The following is a 16575-nucleotide window of genomic DNA, read 5'->3' as shown; positions in this document are numbered from 1 at the left end:
TAAAATTTATATAAATTTTTTAAATCATGCTTTCTGCAACATTTAAAGAGCTTATTTTTTATCTTTACATTGTAGTTACTGTCACTTTTCTTGAAATTTGTGAAGTATATCTTCAACAAAAAGTAATTCTTTACTTGCGTAAGGATTAATGAATAAAGTTAGACTATATACCAAAATTTAGAAAAATACATTATACCGTTATATTCATTTTAATCTTTAGTGAATGCGAACGGCTAAAGCAGTCCTATTAAAATACTCATACATTAAAATCTTGGATAAGTATTCTTGCTAGCGACCGGTGTTCACATGCTTAACTTTAATGTAGTTTGATCGCATCACCAATAAGTAGTGACTTATTGGGCTATGAAATAGCGGAAGCAACTTAGCAAAGCAGATAATCGGTCGCTTTATAACATCTTCTTTTTTACTCAACCAACAGTAATTTAGATGTAATTACGTGCAATTTGAATGTACCTTATTAACTCAACCGACAGTTTGTCCGCGTAATATGGAGTAGTGATATTTGATATCAACAACGATTGGCTTATGAGAATAAATGTCTGAAGGATTGATGTCTAACTCGGACGTAGATAATACAGGAACAACCTTCATAGAGATACTAGAATTCAACATAATCTTAACAGTTTAAAGTTTACTGGTAAAGTGTGATTTCACAATTGTTCACTACTGCCTATTTAAAGCAATAATATTATACACAATTAACTAGTAGATTGACTTGAGTAATACTAGCGACGAATTAATATTAGAAAGCGATCGGACAATACTGCAAAGCGAGAGAGCAGTTGTAATGTACTTTCACAAACATAGTTTATAAACTACTTGTAAAATAGACATATTGAGATATTTACTTACATCAGTATTATTTATAGTAGTACTACTATTATATAGCGGAACGCTTACCAAATTTTTACATCCTGATTCAGGATTTTACCCTATATAGTTCTTAAGAATTGATTCTAGCACTTATAAGTATAATATTAATATTAGTTTCGTAATGTACTGTTTTATTAATATTTATACTTTTTTTTATAATTTCTTCTCTTATTATCATCTGGTTACTTAAGTATGAATTCGCCAATTACAATACGATTAAAATAGTTGATAGGCGATCATATGATAATTACAACTAAATTAAGACCCGATTCGCTAATAGTCTATACTTTGTAATTCATAGTACATATCGAAAGTGGATCTATTGCGGCGGCGATTAGTTCTACGAACACCATAATATATCTGGGAGTTTGCATATTGTCAGTAGCTTAAGCAGCACTTTTACCTACAAAAGATATACTTACGAATAAGGTGGTAAAATACCAGATCTCTATGTACTCGAGAACTAAAGGAAGCATTTGAGAGGTGGTGTTTATGGCTGAACCGGATCAATAGTAATAGTCCAATAAGTACGAACTAAACCACTAGCATCAGTGCTAAGAATAAGCTATTCGTCGTCTCTCGAGCCGCTTTAGCTAAATCATTTTTACCAAGAGATTGAGAGATTAAAGCAATAGCTCCTATGCCAATTCTCTGCACCAGACTAAAAATTACCATAATCACTGTGAAGGCAAAGCTCAAAGCGGCCAACTCATTTTTACCTAGCTTTTCAATAAAGTAAGTATCTACCAAGTTGAACGCTACCATGCTTAGCACCCTATCCACCATAGATAGAGTAAGCTGGTACACGGTAAGGGGAACAGTCCCCTGCGTTAAGTCGCAAGAAAGAAACGTGCTACTGCTGGTAACCCGCCTTCAGTTTGGAAAGCATCTCTTCTGAAAGTGAATCCGCGTAGGTACCATACGCATCTACCAGCATTCCTTTGTCACCATTGTTAGTTTCTAGTGCGTACACTACTGAGTTGTCGCTCGGGTTCGTCATTCCTTCAAAACGGTGCACTTCCTTAATGGTAAACTCTTTGGGATGGTAGTACTTTTCAAGCTTATCGCAGTACAGACGGTCAGACTCTAAATTGAAATTGTGTTCGAAGCCCCGCTTTTGCAAATCATTGGTAGCTTCTACTAAAGTGTCGTAGGTATTCATTGTTGCGCTTTTAAAGTCATACAACTTACATCAATTACTAAAATGTACTACCTTACTACCGCAAATTAGGATCATTGTTTTATGAAGACAGCAATTTTTATTATTGGGCTATTTATTCTTTCGGTGACCCAATCAGATGCTCAGTCAGATTTGCCGAACATCATTATTATTTTTTGTGATGACTTAGGATACGCTGATTTGGGCGTGTACGGCTCCTCGGTTCATCGGACCCCAGCCCTCGATAAGATGGCTGCCGATGGTGCGTTGTTTACCGACTTCTACGTTACAAGTGGTGTGTGTACCCCTTCCCGGTCTAGCCTTCTGACTGGGTGCTACCCGCGCCGGGTTGATATGCACGTGAACGCTCGGCACCCCGATAGTGTAGGTACCCAAGTTCTTTTTCCGAAAGCTAAAAAAGGCCTTAACCCTAATGAAATTACTATTGCTGAATTGTTAAAAGAACAAGGATACGCTACCGCTTGTATTGGAAAGTGGCACCTGGGCGATCAGTTAGAATTTCTACCTACTCGTCAGGGGTTTGATACCTACTTCGGAATTCCTTACAGCAACGACATGGATCGGGACTATGTACCTCTTCCACTCATGCAAAATGAACGCGTAATAGAAGCTCCAGTTGATCAGAATACTATTACACGGCGTTACACCCAAGAGGCAATTAATTTCATTCAAACTCATGCCGAAAAACCTTTCTTCATTTATCTTCCGCACGCCATGACCCACAATCCGCTTCATGCCAGCGATGATTTTCGGGGAAAGTCAGCTAATGGCATCTACGGTGATGCAGTGGAAGAATTGGATTGGTCTACCGGACAGATTTTAGCTACGCTTAAAGAACTAGGTTTAGAAGAAAACACACTGGTAGTTTTTACTTCTGATAACGGCGCAGCCTCTCGCTGGGGTGGGAGTAATGGCGACCTAAGGGGATGGAAAGGTAGTACTTGGGAAGGAGGTATGCGAGTACCCTGTATCGTGCAGTGGAAAGGTACTATTCCTGCCGGGCGAGTAGTTACCGAAATGGCTAGCACGCTGGATATTCTTCCTACTATTGCTCAGTGGACGAAAAGTTCGGTACCGAGTGACCGAGTGATTGATGGATTTTCATTGGCACCGCTATTTCTCGATGAAAATGCTTCTTCGCCCTATACATCTTTTTTTTATTACCAGAAAGAACAACTCCAGGCAGTACGCTCGGGGAAGTGGAAGCTTCACTTAGCGTTAGACAGTACCTACCGGAGTATTCATCATCCAGGATTTAAAGAGGGTAGAAATGCCGAATTATACAATTTGGAAGACGATCGACAGGAACAGCATAATATTGCTGCACATCAGCCAGAAATTATCCGACAACTAGAACATATGGCTAACTACGCTCGTCAGCATCTGGGCGATTTACGCCGAGAAGGAGACCAAGTGCGCCCGGCAGCAATCGTATCAAATCCTACCGTCAGATTATTAGAGAAATAGCCAGTAAAATTTAAATGATTAACATTAGCTAAATAGCCAACCCTTACCAGTACTTTATGAAACTTATCCAATTCCTCACGTCTAATACTACCGCCGCCGTGGGCTTAGTTCAGCGAGACTCAGTTACGGTGCTCAACGAGGTCAGTAGTGTCTATCAGTTAGCTAAACTCGCTTGGGACAATCAGCACGTGCTTAGTGAGATGGTTGAACGTTTTACTTCAAAAAATAAAGTGAGTTATCAGGAGATAGTTAAAGATAAGCGGTTACTTCCTCCCCTCACCCATCCCGACCCATATCATACTTGGGTGACTGGAACTGGCTTAACTCATTTGGGTAGTGCAACATCTCGCGACGCCATGCATAATATCTCTCAGAAAGAAGAATCTGATATGACCGATTCTATGCGGATGTTTGAAATGGGATTAAAAGACGGGCAAATGACCAATGGAAATCCAGGGGTGCAACCCGAGTGGTTCTACAAGGGAAATGGCCTATCGGTGGTGGCTCCCGAACAACCTATTTCTCAGCCATCTTTTGCCCTCGATGGGGGAGAAGAGCCAGAAATTGCTGGTTTATACATTATTGATGATAGTGGTGAGCCGCAACGAATTGGCTTTGCATTGGGTAATGAATTTTCCGATCATAAAATGGAAAAAATAAACTACCTCTATCTCGCCCACTCGAAACTAAGAAAATGCTCCTACGGTCCAGAATTAATGGTAGACAATTTGCCGCAGAAAATTAGAGGAAATAGCAAAATTATTAGAGATAATAAAGTGCTTTGGGAAAAAGAATTTTTGACCGGCGAAGAGCATATGAGTCACAACCTGAAGAACTTGGAATACCATCATTTTAAGTACGAACTTTTCCGACAGCCTGGTGATGTGCATGTCCACTTTTTCGGCACATCTGTCGCAAGTTTTGCCGATCAAATTGAAACCCAGCCCGGCGATACATTTGAAATTTCATCTGATTGCTTCACGCATCCGCTAGTGAACCCGCTAGCTAGTGATGACAGATGATAAGTTAGCAATTTAACAATCGAACAATTGATCTATTCTTTCCCCAGTTCCTGAAAATCTAGTAACTTGCTCGGTAAAGGGTTTAACCAAATGCCAGACCGCAAATGTATTATTCACGCTAAGCTACTCGATGTGATGCTGCACCGCTTGTGTCATCAGCTTATTGAGAATCACGCCAATTTTGATGAAACCGTTTTGCTCGGCTTACAACCTCGGGGCATTTATTTCGCTGATCGCATTCAGCGCCGATTAAAGAAGATTTTAAATAAAGAAATCGACAAGGGCTACCTGGATACTACTTTCCACCGGGATGATTTTCGACGACGCGACTCCCCCCTCGCCCCGAGCAAGACCGATGTTCCGTTCTTGATAGAAGATAAGAATGTGATTCTGCTTGATGATGTGCTCTACACGGGTCGTTCGGTGCGGGCCGCGCTCGATGCGATGGTCACCTTTGGTCGTCCGCGCAAAGTAGAACTGATGGTGCTCATCGACCGCAAGTACACTCGCCATCTGCCTATTGAATCCGACTACGTAGGCCGGGCTGTTAATACCATTGACTCGCAGCGAGTGTTGGTAGAGTGGGAGGAGCAAAATGAAGAAGACGGAGTATGGATAACTTCTAAAGCGACAACTTAACCAATGGCTACTGAAACCTCCCTTCAAACGTTACGCAGCCCCCACTTACTCGGAATAAAAGAGCTGTCAGCCGAAGAAATTCAGCTTATTTTTTCTACTGCAGATCAGTTTAAAGATGTGCTGAACCGCCCAATTAAAAAGGTGCCTTCCCTCCGAGATGTCACCATTGCTAACGTGTTCTTCGAGAATTCAACCCGCACCCGTCTTTCCTTTGAGTTAGCTGAAAAGCGGCTGTCAGCCGATGTAGTAAATTTTTCTTCTTCCTCAAGCTCGGTAAAGAAGGGCGAAACTTTACTGGATACTGTCAATAATATATTGGCCATGAAGGTCGATATGGTCGTGATGCGTCATCCTAGTCCGGGTGCTCCTCATTTTCTAGCGCGCCACATTGAAGCGAACGTAGTCAATGCGGGTGATGGTACGCATGAGCATCCGACCCAGGCGTTACTAGATACTTATTCTATTTACGAAAGGTTGGGTCAGGTAGCGGGGAAGAAGGTGGTTATTGTGGGTGATATTATGCACTCGCGGGTAGCCCTCTCAAACATATTTGCCTTGCAGAAATTAGGAGCGGAAGTTATGGTGTGCGGACCTGCTACGTTGCTTCCAAAGTATATTACTGAGCTAGGCATTCGGGCTACGTTAGACCTGCGTGAAGCTCTGGAATGGTGCGATATCGCCAATATTTTACGAATTCAACTTGAACGCCAGCAAGTTAAGTACTTTCCCTCTTTACGGGAATACTCCTTATACTACGGCGTAAATAAGAAGCTACTAGATAGTCTTAGCAAATCTATCACCATTATGCATCCCGGCCCAATTAACCGAGGCGTAGAATTGAATAGCGATGTAGCCGATTCCGATCAGGCAATTATTTTAGATCAGGTTGAAAACGGAGTAGCTGTCCGAATGGCAGTACTGTATCTACTAGCCTCCCAGATTAAGAAAACCGACTAGTCTCAGTTCTCAAGCTATCGAACAACAAACTTTCCACTGTATGTTGACACCAGGTTTTGCTGCACCTGATAGATATAAAGACCGGGGGGTACCGGCTTGTGGTCACCATCCTTGCCCGCCCACTGTAAGTTATGATAGCCTTCGGATAATAAATACGTTTGGTCGGTTACCTGCTGCCCGGTAATGTCAAAAATTTTCAGACGTATGCTCTCATTTCCAGCAGTCTCCGGTACTGATACTGGAATAGCTAGCGATGATGATGTAGGATTGGGGTAAGGAGTACCTACCGCAAACTGATTAGGCTTCATTGCTTCATCTATATCCTGGCTGGTTCCGTAAAACAGTTGAAATTTCCGATTTCCATCCGCAGCAAAACGGTAACTAGAGGTTGAGCGAAAATCAGTTTTAACCAAACTCTCTAAATCAAGCATCACTAATTGATAATTACTGTTCCCGAACTGAGTATTATCCCAAGTCAGGGTGATGGCTGAACTGCCCGAAGAGGCAACTTCAAAATTCCAAACGAAAGAATTTTGAGTTGGAACCACATCTTTGGTGAAGGGAAGATTGAAACCCTCTCGCACTGGGAAGCTCATATCTAGGTACTCAATAAATCGGGGAGGGGTTAGCGCATCAAATGGATCGCCGTTGACTTCAGCATTCGGATGCATACCTACCCCAGCCAATTTATAAGAGTGGTTGTCTGACTCAAGCGTGAGAGGAACCAGCCACGCGCTGGAGCTTAAGTCTTGGTTAAACGGATTTTTTCTTACCCCTGAATTTAATCGGGCGGCGGTAGTTGCCGGAACTTGTAAAATAACTGACCCCGAAATTCCAGTTGCCTCTACAAAAGCTCCCTCAAACGGACGTAATCGGGTTTCGCCCCGCACCCATTCCTGACCGAATTTCCACTTCAATAGCTCGGTTTTTACAGCTCCTTCACTAATAGTGCCCTGTTCAATATTGTACTGAACCACCTCGGCCCAGTTAATATCAGAAAGATACGGGTTACTGATTAATGTAAATTCCTGATTAATCGTGATGGGAAAAGTATTATTGGTGAGGGCCACAGTTTGTCCATCAAGGGTAATATTGCCATTAAAATTTCGGTAAGCAAACATGTACCCTACCCCCGGTTCAAAATTGTTGAACTCGCTAGTTTGAAATTTCCGATAGGTATTATTAGATGAGTTGTAACGATACAATGTCCAATCGCCGGTATTATCACTTTTAAAATCACCTAATTCGGTTAACTGCCCACTTACTGATTGGGGCTGAAGAGGAATACCAATCATTTGATAATCAGACTGCTGAGGATCATCCGGATTCGCAATAGCGGATACCCGCAGTAAGTTGAGCGAAGTGAACTCACGATTGATGATTCGCGACTCAGTAGTTGTTGTGTTACCCGCTCGGTCGGTTACGGTAAAGTAATATTCTATTCCTACTCCATCATTGCCAAAAAGGCTGCTTAAATCAGAAGCGGATAGCGTGGCACTATAACTACCGTCATCTTGAGTCGTCATTTCCTGCTCAGTAAAGCTCTCATCTCCTACCTTTCGGTAAAATAGCTTAACCGACTTTCCGTCTATATCAGACTCATCGCTGGCATCTATGGTAAAGATAATTTCGTCACCATCGCGGTAGGTAGTTGCTATCGCTTCAGGAACAATTTCGGGCGGAGTGGTATCTACTACTTCAACAACTTTGAAATCAACGGTTGACACAACCGTTTCGTTATTGATAATACTGATGGGATATGTTTGCTCGGCAATAGCAGTATTCGGAACTAAAAATACCACCTTGGCTGCGGTCTGTTCTGTAGGAGTTATTACTGATTCCCCAAATTGCACAGTTACCTCAGTTAGCTGAGTACCAGTTACGGTGATCTCCGAACCAACTACACCCTGCTGAGGAGTAATATTACTTACCGAAGGGCCGTCGCCATTATCAATTATGATGGATATTTTGTCCGCAAAAGTAATTTCTGTGCCACCCTCGGGAGTTACTTTTACATCGTATTCATTCGCGGGAATTTCGGGAATAACAATGCGAATGAAGCTTCCTTCAGCGTTTATACTATCTACAGCTACGGTTGTCTCCCCAAGTTTTACTTTGGGGTTACTTCCGAAACCAAAACCCTGAATGATAACTTCGGTACCCACCACCACACCGGTTAGTGGGTTCACTTGGCTAATGACAGGATCGGTAGGCTCTTCACCTACTAAGAAGTTTTGTGATACTGCAATATTTTCATTGGGTAAGCGAACAACGATGTCGTAAAAATCATCCTCTAAATCGGGAACCCGCACCCAAAGCTGAGTACCCTCCGCAAGTACTTTTTCAACCACTGCCGGTATTTCCCCAAAAAATACGCTAGCAGTTCCAATAATTGACCCGTAGTTACCGCCATATAGCTTAACCAGATCACCCGAATTACCCTGGTCGGCACTACGTTCGATAATCTGAGGTTCAGGATTAGCTTGAATATTATTGGTGAGTGACAATAGTATATTGGCACTTACCAAATCAAACTCACCATCTCTCTCAAAAGCTACTATAATATCTTGATCGCCATCGTTGTCAATATCTTCAGTAACAATTGTATTAGGTTGGCCTTTCGGCACCGTTACTAAGCGCTCTTTCGTAAAAGTAGCACTCCCTTCATTTTTGAACCACGTGAGGGTTCCCTCGTCAGAAGCATCGCCGTCATTTTCTGAGCCTACTAATAAATCAATATTTCCGTCGCCGTCTAAGTCAGTAGCATCAACTGCGAAGGGTTTAGCCGCGGTACCTATATTCTGAGGCGCAGCAAAACTTCCCCCGTTATTTCGTATTAGGGTGACGGTACCACCATCATTTGATATTACTACTACATCTAAATCTTTGTCACCATCAAAATCGGCGATAGCCGCCCCACGAGGATTATCTACTTGATCACGATTAGCGATTACCACTGGATTGGCAAAGCTACCTCCCCCTTGATTTCTGAACCAAATTATCTGATCTTCGTCGGTAGCTGTTTCTGAATCATCTCTAAGCACCGCTACGAGGTCAGGTAATTCATCACCATCAAAATCACCTACTTCTACTATTCGAGGAAGACCATTGGTAGTAAGTACTGTAGTTGACTCAGGGAAGTTGCTATCTGCATTTAAAAAAATAACAATATTTTCAGTCTCGAAATTGGCTAGAACAATATCGGGGCTTCCATCTTGGTCAATATCTCCAGCATAAACGTCGCTACTTCCCGTGTAAGCACTGCTTATCTCATCAGAGCCACCAAAGCGGTTTCCATTACCTGAATTAGCGTACCTTCTTAGTTTACTTTCTTCATCAGAATCGTCGGTTAGCACAATATCCGGTCCGTTGGTTCCGTCAAAATCAGCACTACTCAGAGCTCGCACTCTATCTATCTCGCCACCAATGGCTATCCCCTTGGAAAAGGTTCCGGAAGTGTTCCGATACCATTGCGCTCGGTCGCCAAGTTTAAACACTACAGCTAGATCCATATCGCCATCTAAATCGAAATCAGCCATGTTGGCGTCTCTTCCGGCTAAGGTAGTTAATTCCAGTAGCTCAAAGCTTAGCTGCTCACTAACTTGAAACTCTACCTCCGGAATTTCTTTCTCTTCAAACTTTACTAAATAGCTATTTTTCAGAGCCTGCTCATCGCTTCTTCCCGACCAGCCAGTAAAGCCGCCCAAAAATATATCGCCCTCATCAGTAAGATCAAGCGCTAGGGCATAGTCAAATCTATTGCGCCCGTAGCGCTCCACAAAGGTTGGGGCATTAATATCAGGCGGAAATATTGCCAAAAATGCATCCGCTTCGTCGTTATTGAATAGTTCGTTGAAAAACCGCTCGTCGCCCACTTCGCGCGTGGTACTGGTAATTCGACCGGCAACGTATACTTGATCGTTTCGAGTCACAACCTCGAAACCCTGCTCAAAACTTCGTCCGTCTGATCCTCCTCTCCCGCCCACTTGATATACGTTTTGGTAAGCTCCATCCAAGGTATACCGAGCTAGAAAAAAATCGTAGTCAGATTCAACCGTTTTGATACTGGATGCCCCTTCATTGGCTGGATCAAAATCTACAGTACTGCGGAAGTCTCCAGTTATGTAAAAAGAGTTGTTAAGTATAGCCAAACTGCGCGAACGGTCATCGGAATTGCTATTGGATCCCAGAGAAAAAGAAAAGTCAAACTCGCCTCCGGCCAGATTGTATTTAGCACAAAATATATCGCGATTTCCCTGACTGCTTTCGGTAGCTGCACCCGGAAACGTCAGGCTGTTACTGAACTCGCCACTAAGATAAGGGTTCCCTTGATTATCAATATCAATACCCTGAGAGCGCACTATTCCGGTTCCTTTGGCTACCCCAGAGGTTACTAGATTGCTCAAGTTGCTATCAAACACTAAAATAAATAGGCCATCCTCGTCGGCCGTGTCAGAAAAAGGTGATTCGGGAAGGTCTAAACTGCTGGCTAACAGCTCTACCGACGACTCAAAGTAACCCGTAATATAGACGTTACCATTACTGTGTACGGCAACATTTTGTCCGCGCTCGTTATCCGGTGAAGACGATTGTATTACCTTTTGCAGTTGCAGATCAGCGGTAGTTAGTGACGCCAAATAGATATCTACATCGTCGCCCACTTCTCCTCGAGCATGGCCCACTATGTAGAGCATACTTTCGTCGTTACTAAGCGCAATATTCCGAGCTACGTCGTCAAAGCCTTTGTAGTCTAATTGTCTTTTGTTCAGTAAATCACCGTCTGAATTGTATTTAGCTACAAACATATCGGCGTTAACATCGTTAGGGTCAGAATTTCCGTCAATAGCGGTTAAGCGACCTGCTTCGGTATCTTCAGGGTCAAGATTGATAGTACCGCTAAACCAGCCGGTAACATAAACATTGCCCTGACTATCGGTAACCACCCCGGTAATTTCATCTTCCCGACTGCCTCCTTCGTTCTCAAACACCCACTGCTCCACTAACTCAATCTCCTGGGCATAGCTACTCAGGGGTAGTAAAGCCAGGGTCAGAATAGTATAGGTTATGTAAAGTTTCTTCTTCATCGTAGTTTTATTTAATTGGCTGGGGATGCAGTTGTTGGATCCATCCTGGGTTCTTGGATAGGCTTTGCCCCCGTATTAGTATCATTATCCCGCAGTATAAAGTACAGGGCCGCCCCCACTCCTACCGACGCGCCAATGTACAGTCCCAACGGTGTTTTTCGTCGAATGCTGAACGTACCGCTTTTTATTCCAGCCTGAGTGTCTGGCTTTTTCAGAAAGAGTTGATAGTTATTCCCTTTTTCTATCGTTTTGGGCACATTCCAGGTGTAAGAACTTGCAGCCAGATCTGTTTTTATCGTACTTACGTAATTGTCATTCCGGTAGAGTTGTAGAGTGAGCGGGTCAGGACTACTTCCGGTCAGATTAATTATATATTCTTTCCCCTGCTTATAGGTATCTTCTATTTCGGTAAAAGTAACTGCAGGATTAATCTTAGTTTCCTCCTTGTCTCGTTGATACGCTAATAGTTTCCTCCTTGCTCGTAGCTGTCTTACCTTGAGCTCGATATCCTCATCTTGATATTCCGGATCAATATCTTGACCTAGCTTCAGACTTTGTTCGTAGCGGCTAATAGCTGAGTCTAGCTCCCCGGTTTCTTCAAAGTACAAACCCAACAAGCGAGCAGTAAGTGATTCTTCGTTAATAGCAAAAGAAGAGTCTAGCAAAACCTTCGCTTCGGCCAGTTGACCGGTTTGCAGTAGGGTATCGGCCCTATTAGTATAAATCCGCCACTGAGGTAGTAAATCAACCAGTGCTGAAGGAGGTTCATTATCAATATTTTCTGATTCTATATTAAACTTGACGTAGCTAATAAGAGCTTGCCATTGATCGTCTTGAGGCACCAATTGCAAGGTAGCTCGGCGGGGTTGCGGTAGTTGATCGCCGTACTGGCTCTCATAGTCTAGAATGATGTAGTAGTTATCGCCGTCAAATTCAATATCATGAATCTTACGTAGCGAGTAATAAATACTTAATCGTTCTTGGCTATTGCTGCCCTGATAAAAAGCATTAAAATCGTTGAGGTAGGTGCGGACAGGACGCTCTTTCATGGTTAGTGGCGGAAGATACTCCTGTTCATAATCATAAACCACGTAGGCTGAGTCAACAAAAATTTGCCGGTTACCGGGGGTTACAAATTCGCTGATCATTCTTTCCCGAAAGGCTTTAGAAATCCGGGGATTAATTAGCTCTCGCATAGCCGAAGCATAGTCCTGCAAGGTGCGCTCAGCACTCGATTTCATTAAGTAGATATCATCGTCTGACAGTGTATCGGTTGCTTGAGCTTGGGCTACGGCTGAGCCTATGGTGAGCCACAATCCAACAACTATCAGCGCGATAGATTTTATTGTTATCATAAGAAGTTAAGTTAGTGTAGGTGAAGGACTCGTTTTCGGTACTGATGCTTTTCATCCTCGGTTGCCGCCATCAGTGAGTTTATTAACCATCCAGAGTTGGTTGACTCCCGATGAAAATCCTGCACCTGAAATATCCAATTGTCAACCTGTAAAAAATGATACGTGATATGGTTTACCTGCTTAAAAATAAGGTCGCGCTGATGAAGCAGATTCATAAAAGCTACCAACGGGCGATTAATATTTTTTGGCACTACGTAGCCTTCCAGATTAGCCGTATCTTTTAGGGCATCTACTAAAGCCATAAAGTCTGTTCCAAAACTAGCGGGATTCAAAGTCTTGGATGCGTCGTAGGTAGAATCTACTCCAAAAGCCAGGTTACTAGAATCGCTTGGCAAAAAGTTGCCCTGCGCGCTATTAATGATCCAGCGGGAGGCCCTGGTTGCTTCATCCACCTGGAGCGACAAAATAAGCGTAAAATCCACTCTCTCTTCGTTGTACTCACCGGAGCAATTCAGTTCGGCAAACCAGTCGTGATCGTAAAAATCCAGGTACGGCGGGGGAACAGTATCGTTCACATGATTTAAAAACTGCACAACTTGCTCTCGGTTCCAATCTTGTTTTTCCGTATTGAATAGACTTCGGACTATGTCTAGACGACTTACTTCATCAATGTTATATTCTTGTTTCAGATACCGACGAATAGGCGTATAATCGGAGTTATTAAACCGATCCATGAACTCATCAATTTGCTTCACCTGCCAAGCAAAATTTTCCTGATACGGAAACATGATATCTTGCCCCAAAGTAACCGTAGAAACAAAAAACGAGAAAATAAATAGAAATGGAAATTGAGTTCTCATTACTTTTCCCGGGTTTGCTGAACACCTATATCGGATAAGAACACATCCCACTTTTGTTTTCTTTCTCCTTCATCGAATACCTCGTAGCGCTGGAGGACGACTTCCATATTTTTGTCGGTTACATCCTGGTAGACAATTTTATTATCGATATACCCCCGAAATAGCTGGCGGGCCGCAATCACTCCGTACCATTTACCGTCTTGCCCGGGGCGTAGCTGGCTCACCAATTGAGCGTTCATCCAGGTTAACTTCACGTCGTCGTATGGTAACATCCGAAGCCTGTTAAGGTACTCCGGAACCAAAAACTGCCGTTTTTCATCTCGGTTCATTGAGGATACTTCTATCTTCACCGAATCATCTATAAATAATTTTACTGCCGCTTCAATGGCGTACAATTTATCTTCTTCGTCTTCCTGCCTATCGGAAATTATATTTAAGTATTTTCCAAAATCGTTAGCTTTTACTTCCGCCATTCGCTCAAAATGAGTCTTTTGTTCGGGCGAAAGCTCAATCGCGCCGTCCGAAGATGTAGAGACTACGGTCATTTTCTCAGGTTTAGCGTTTTGTGTCGCTGAGGCGGTTACTTTGTTGCTACTACCACCACTAATCTGGCTGCCAATTTGAGCTAACCCTTGGGCTACTTCTTTGGGAGAATCGTACAGTTCATGGCGGCCATCCTTATAGATAACTAATAGAACTTCCTCAGTAGGTAATATTTTTGTTCCCTGCTGGCTTTGGTATTTTAGGTTAGCTCCTTCAACTTCAACAAACTGAACGGCTAACACTTTCTGGGATCTAGTGACAATCTTATGATTGTCACTAACTACTCCTGATACCCAATCCGGCTTACTCTCCGCTGGAAGCATATAGTCGCCATTCTCTTTAAATATCAGTAGTGCTTCGTCTTTCTTCAGAATATAGTCAGGCCCTTGTCGGTTCTCAGGGTGCTTGTACCTGATGACCTGCTCGGTTACCTCCGTTATTACACAAGCGATAGGCTCACCGTTAAGCTGGTAGATTTTATCGTTATTCGTCTGTCCGATGGCCGGGGCAGGTAACATCAGTAGTAAAAAGCTCATTAGGTAGAGTATCTGCTTCATATCTTATTTATTAGGTTGGGCAGCGGTAAATTCTTGCTCAAATCCATTTTTGAATTCAATGCTTCGGACCAAATCTAAGTCAATTTTATCTTTTCGATGATGGTTTTCTGTATTTTCAAATACAATTTCTTCGTCGTTAATCTCGAGGATACTTCCCGCGAGGTAACTTCCTTCACGAAGGTTGATTTTATCCATAAAGTTAACTCGGTGGTTATTGTTGTAACGAATGGCTACAACTTTACGCATCGCTAGACGCTTCGCATTGCGGGTATATACATCTTGATAGTATAGATGATTTTCATCGTACCGTTCAACTAGAGCCAGTAGCAGCTTTCCATCGGTTAGAAAAATCTGGCTGTGCTCAACGAAGTACCGCTGACCATTTTCATACTCAATAAATTTGATAAAAGCCTTGGGAACATGTTGCTCCTTTCCCTTTTTTTTATTGAGTTTTTCTGGAATATATACGATGCTATCGATACCAACTTCTAACACCTTGGACACTACTTGAGCGTTATCCATAAAGTGTATCACATCCTGAGCTTGGATACAAGGTGCCAGCAGAAATGCCGGTACCGAAAGGGTAAATAGGTAGTGAAGTGTAGGTACCAATGCTAATAGGTTATACAACCAATATTGGATATTGTCCAACATCTAAGCTACTAAATTCTCAACTTATGTACAAATTTTATACATAAACTACAATCGTTAGTAGCTGTAGTTGCAGGTATGTAACCGTGAAGGTACCTACTTATAAAAATTTATTTAAAATTGAAATCAACCGTTGAGCTTTACCCGACTAATTATTTCGGGTTTGCTGAACACCAATACTCGACAAGAAAACATCCCACTTCTCTGCTTTTTCTCCTTCGTCAAAAACTTCGTAGCGCTTCAATACGACTTCAATGTCTTTATCGGTTACATCTTGATAAACTACCTTATTATCAAGATAGCCTTTAAACAATTGTTGGGCCGCAATCACTCCGTAGTAGTTGCCATCAACCCCAGGGCGTAAACCGCAAACCATTTGGGCCTGTAACCAAGTGATCTCTACTCGATCGTAGGGAAGTACCCGAAGGCGATCTAAGTAATCTCGGATAGGAAACTGTCTCTTCTGCATACTCTTAGTGGAAGAAACCTCAACTTTTGCCGAATCGTTGACGAAAAGTGTACAAGCGGCTTCTACTGCGTATAGCTTATCTGATACTTCCTCATCTTGACTAGAAAGTAGACTAAGATATTTACCAAAATCATGGGCTTTCGTTTCAGCTACCTGAACAAAGTGCACCTCTTGTTCAGCTGTGAGTTCAATAATATTTAGAGAAGGAACATCAGCATCAATTCCCTTAGATTCAGCATAAATATCTAAGTTTGGACCCAATTGGTTTAATGCTTCAACGACTAATGTGGTAGGTGCAAAAAGTTGATGACTTCCGTCCTTATGAATTACAATGAGGACATCGTCGATAGCTATTTCCCGATTAGTCTGATTATTATAGTCTTGATAACTAATTTTATTTCTTTTAGCTTCTACTTCGAGAAAACGCGCCGGGTAAATTAGATGATCTTTCGTAATTATTTTATGAATTCGTTCATCGGCACCGCTAACCCAGATTGACTGATCGCCGTAAGGTAGCAAGAAGTCGCCATTCTCCCGAAAAATCAGCAACGCTTTATCTTTTTCAAGAGAGTACTCTTGATTAGTACTTTCGCGGGCATTTTTATAGCGAATCTCTCGGTCGGTTATATCCGATACAACACAGGCTAAAGGTTCCTCATTAAAGCGATAAATTATATCGCTGCTTACCTGAGCCAGAAGGGGTGATATGAAAATTGAAAACAGAAATAGCAGGATAGTTTGCTTCGTAGTTACCATCAGTAGATTGATTAAGTTAATAATTGATTTCTCTTGGTAGTGCTGTTACGATGGTAGAAGCTAAATGCTTTTATATTAGGTATTGTTATTATAAATACAGTATTTATTATTAAATCGTTCCAAAAATATATAGCTAAAATT

The 16575-nt window shown here is 42.3% G+C and carries 12 protein-coding genes; 4 read left to right on the top strand and 8 right to left on the bottom strand.

Annotation, left to right across the window (positions count from 1 at the left end):
* Positions 1–1428: 1428 nt before the first annotated feature.
* Entirely contained in the window at positions 1429–1701 is a 273-nt protein-coding gene (locus WBA23_RS01755) for an MATE family efflux transporter (RefSeq protein WP_424580517.1), read from the bottom strand.
* A gap of 46 nt (positions 1702–1747) precedes the next feature.
* Complete coding sequence (locus tag WBA23_RS01750) at positions 1748–2056, bottom strand: phosphoribosylpyrophosphate synthetase (protein WP_424580516.1); 309 nt, start codon at positions 2054–2056, stop codon at positions 1748–1750.
* An 81-nt stretch (positions 2057–2137) separates the two neighbouring features.
* Between WBA23_RS01750 and WBA23_RS01745 the strand changes: the two genes are divergently transcribed.
* From WBA23_RS01745 to WBA23_RS01730, 4 genes are all read left to right on the top strand, one after another.
* Entirely contained in the window at positions 2138–3541 is a 1404-nt protein-coding gene (locus WBA23_RS01745) for a sulfatase family protein (protein WP_424580515.1), read from the top strand.
* A 56-nt stretch (positions 3542–3597) separates the two neighbouring features.
* Positions 3598–4563 carry an AraD1 family protein gene (gene araD1, locus WBA23_RS01740; RefSeq protein WP_424580514.1) on the top strand — a complete coding sequence of 322 codons (966 nt, stop codon included), beginning with the start codon at positions 3598–3600 and terminating at the stop codon, positions 4561–4563.
* 90 nt (positions 4564–4653) lie between these two features.
* Positions 4654–5202: a bifunctional pyr operon transcriptional regulator/uracil phosphoribosyltransferase PyrR gene (gene pyrR / locus WBA23_RS01735; RefSeq protein WP_424580513.1), complete on the top strand. Its 549-nt coding sequence runs from the start codon at positions 4654–4656 to the stop codon at positions 5200–5202.
* Positions 5203–5205: 3 nt separating this feature from the next.
* Entirely contained in the window at positions 5206–6159 is a 954-nt protein-coding gene (locus tag WBA23_RS01730) for an aspartate carbamoyltransferase catalytic subunit (protein ID WP_424580512.1), read from the top strand.
* Positions 6160–6173: 14 nt separating this feature from the next.
* Here WBA23_RS01730 and WBA23_RS01725 read toward each other — a convergent pair whose 3' ends face one another.
* From WBA23_RS01725 to WBA23_RS01700, 6 genes are all read right to left on the bottom strand, one after another.
* Entirely contained in the window at positions 6174–11243 is a 5070-nt protein-coding gene (locus WBA23_RS01725) for an FG-GAP-like repeat-containing protein (RefSeq protein ID WP_424580511.1), read from the bottom strand.
* A gap of 11 nt (positions 11244–11254) precedes the next feature.
* Positions 11255–12598 carry a hypothetical protein gene (locus WBA23_RS01720; protein WP_424580510.1) on the bottom strand — a complete coding sequence of 448 codons (1344 nt, stop codon included), beginning with the start codon at positions 12596–12598 and terminating at the stop codon, positions 11255–11257.
* A gap of 11 nt (positions 12599–12609) precedes the next feature.
* On the bottom strand, positions 12610–13458 hold the full coding sequence (locus WBA23_RS01715; protein ID WP_424580509.1) for a hypothetical protein: 849 nt from the start codon (positions 13456–13458) through the stop codon (positions 12610–12612).
* Positions 13458–14558: a hypothetical protein gene (locus tag WBA23_RS01710; RefSeq protein ID WP_424580508.1), complete on the bottom strand. Its 1101-nt coding sequence runs from the start codon at positions 14556–14558 to the stop codon at positions 13458–13460. The genes WBA23_RS01715 and WBA23_RS01710 overlap by 1 nt, the downstream gene beginning before the upstream one ends.
* A gap of 3 nt (positions 14559–14561) precedes the next feature.
* Positions 14562–15170, bottom strand: a complete 609-nt coding sequence (locus tag WBA23_RS01705; protein WP_424580507.1) for a hypothetical protein — start codon at positions 15168–15170, stop codon at positions 14562–14564.
* Between the two features lie 187 nt (positions 15171–15357).
* Complete coding sequence (locus WBA23_RS01700; protein WP_424580506.1) at positions 15358–16434, bottom strand: hypothetical protein; 1077 nt, start codon at positions 16432–16434, stop codon at positions 15358–15360.
* Positions 16435–16575: the final 141 nt, after the last annotated feature.

Source organism: Tunicatimonas sp., from assembly GCF_049647865.1.
In the GTDB taxonomy this organism is placed as follows: domain Bacteria; phylum Bacteroidota; class Bacteroidia; order Cytophagales; family Cyclobacteriaceae; genus Tunicatimonas.
This window is presented reverse-complemented; position numbering and strand designations above follow the sequence as displayed.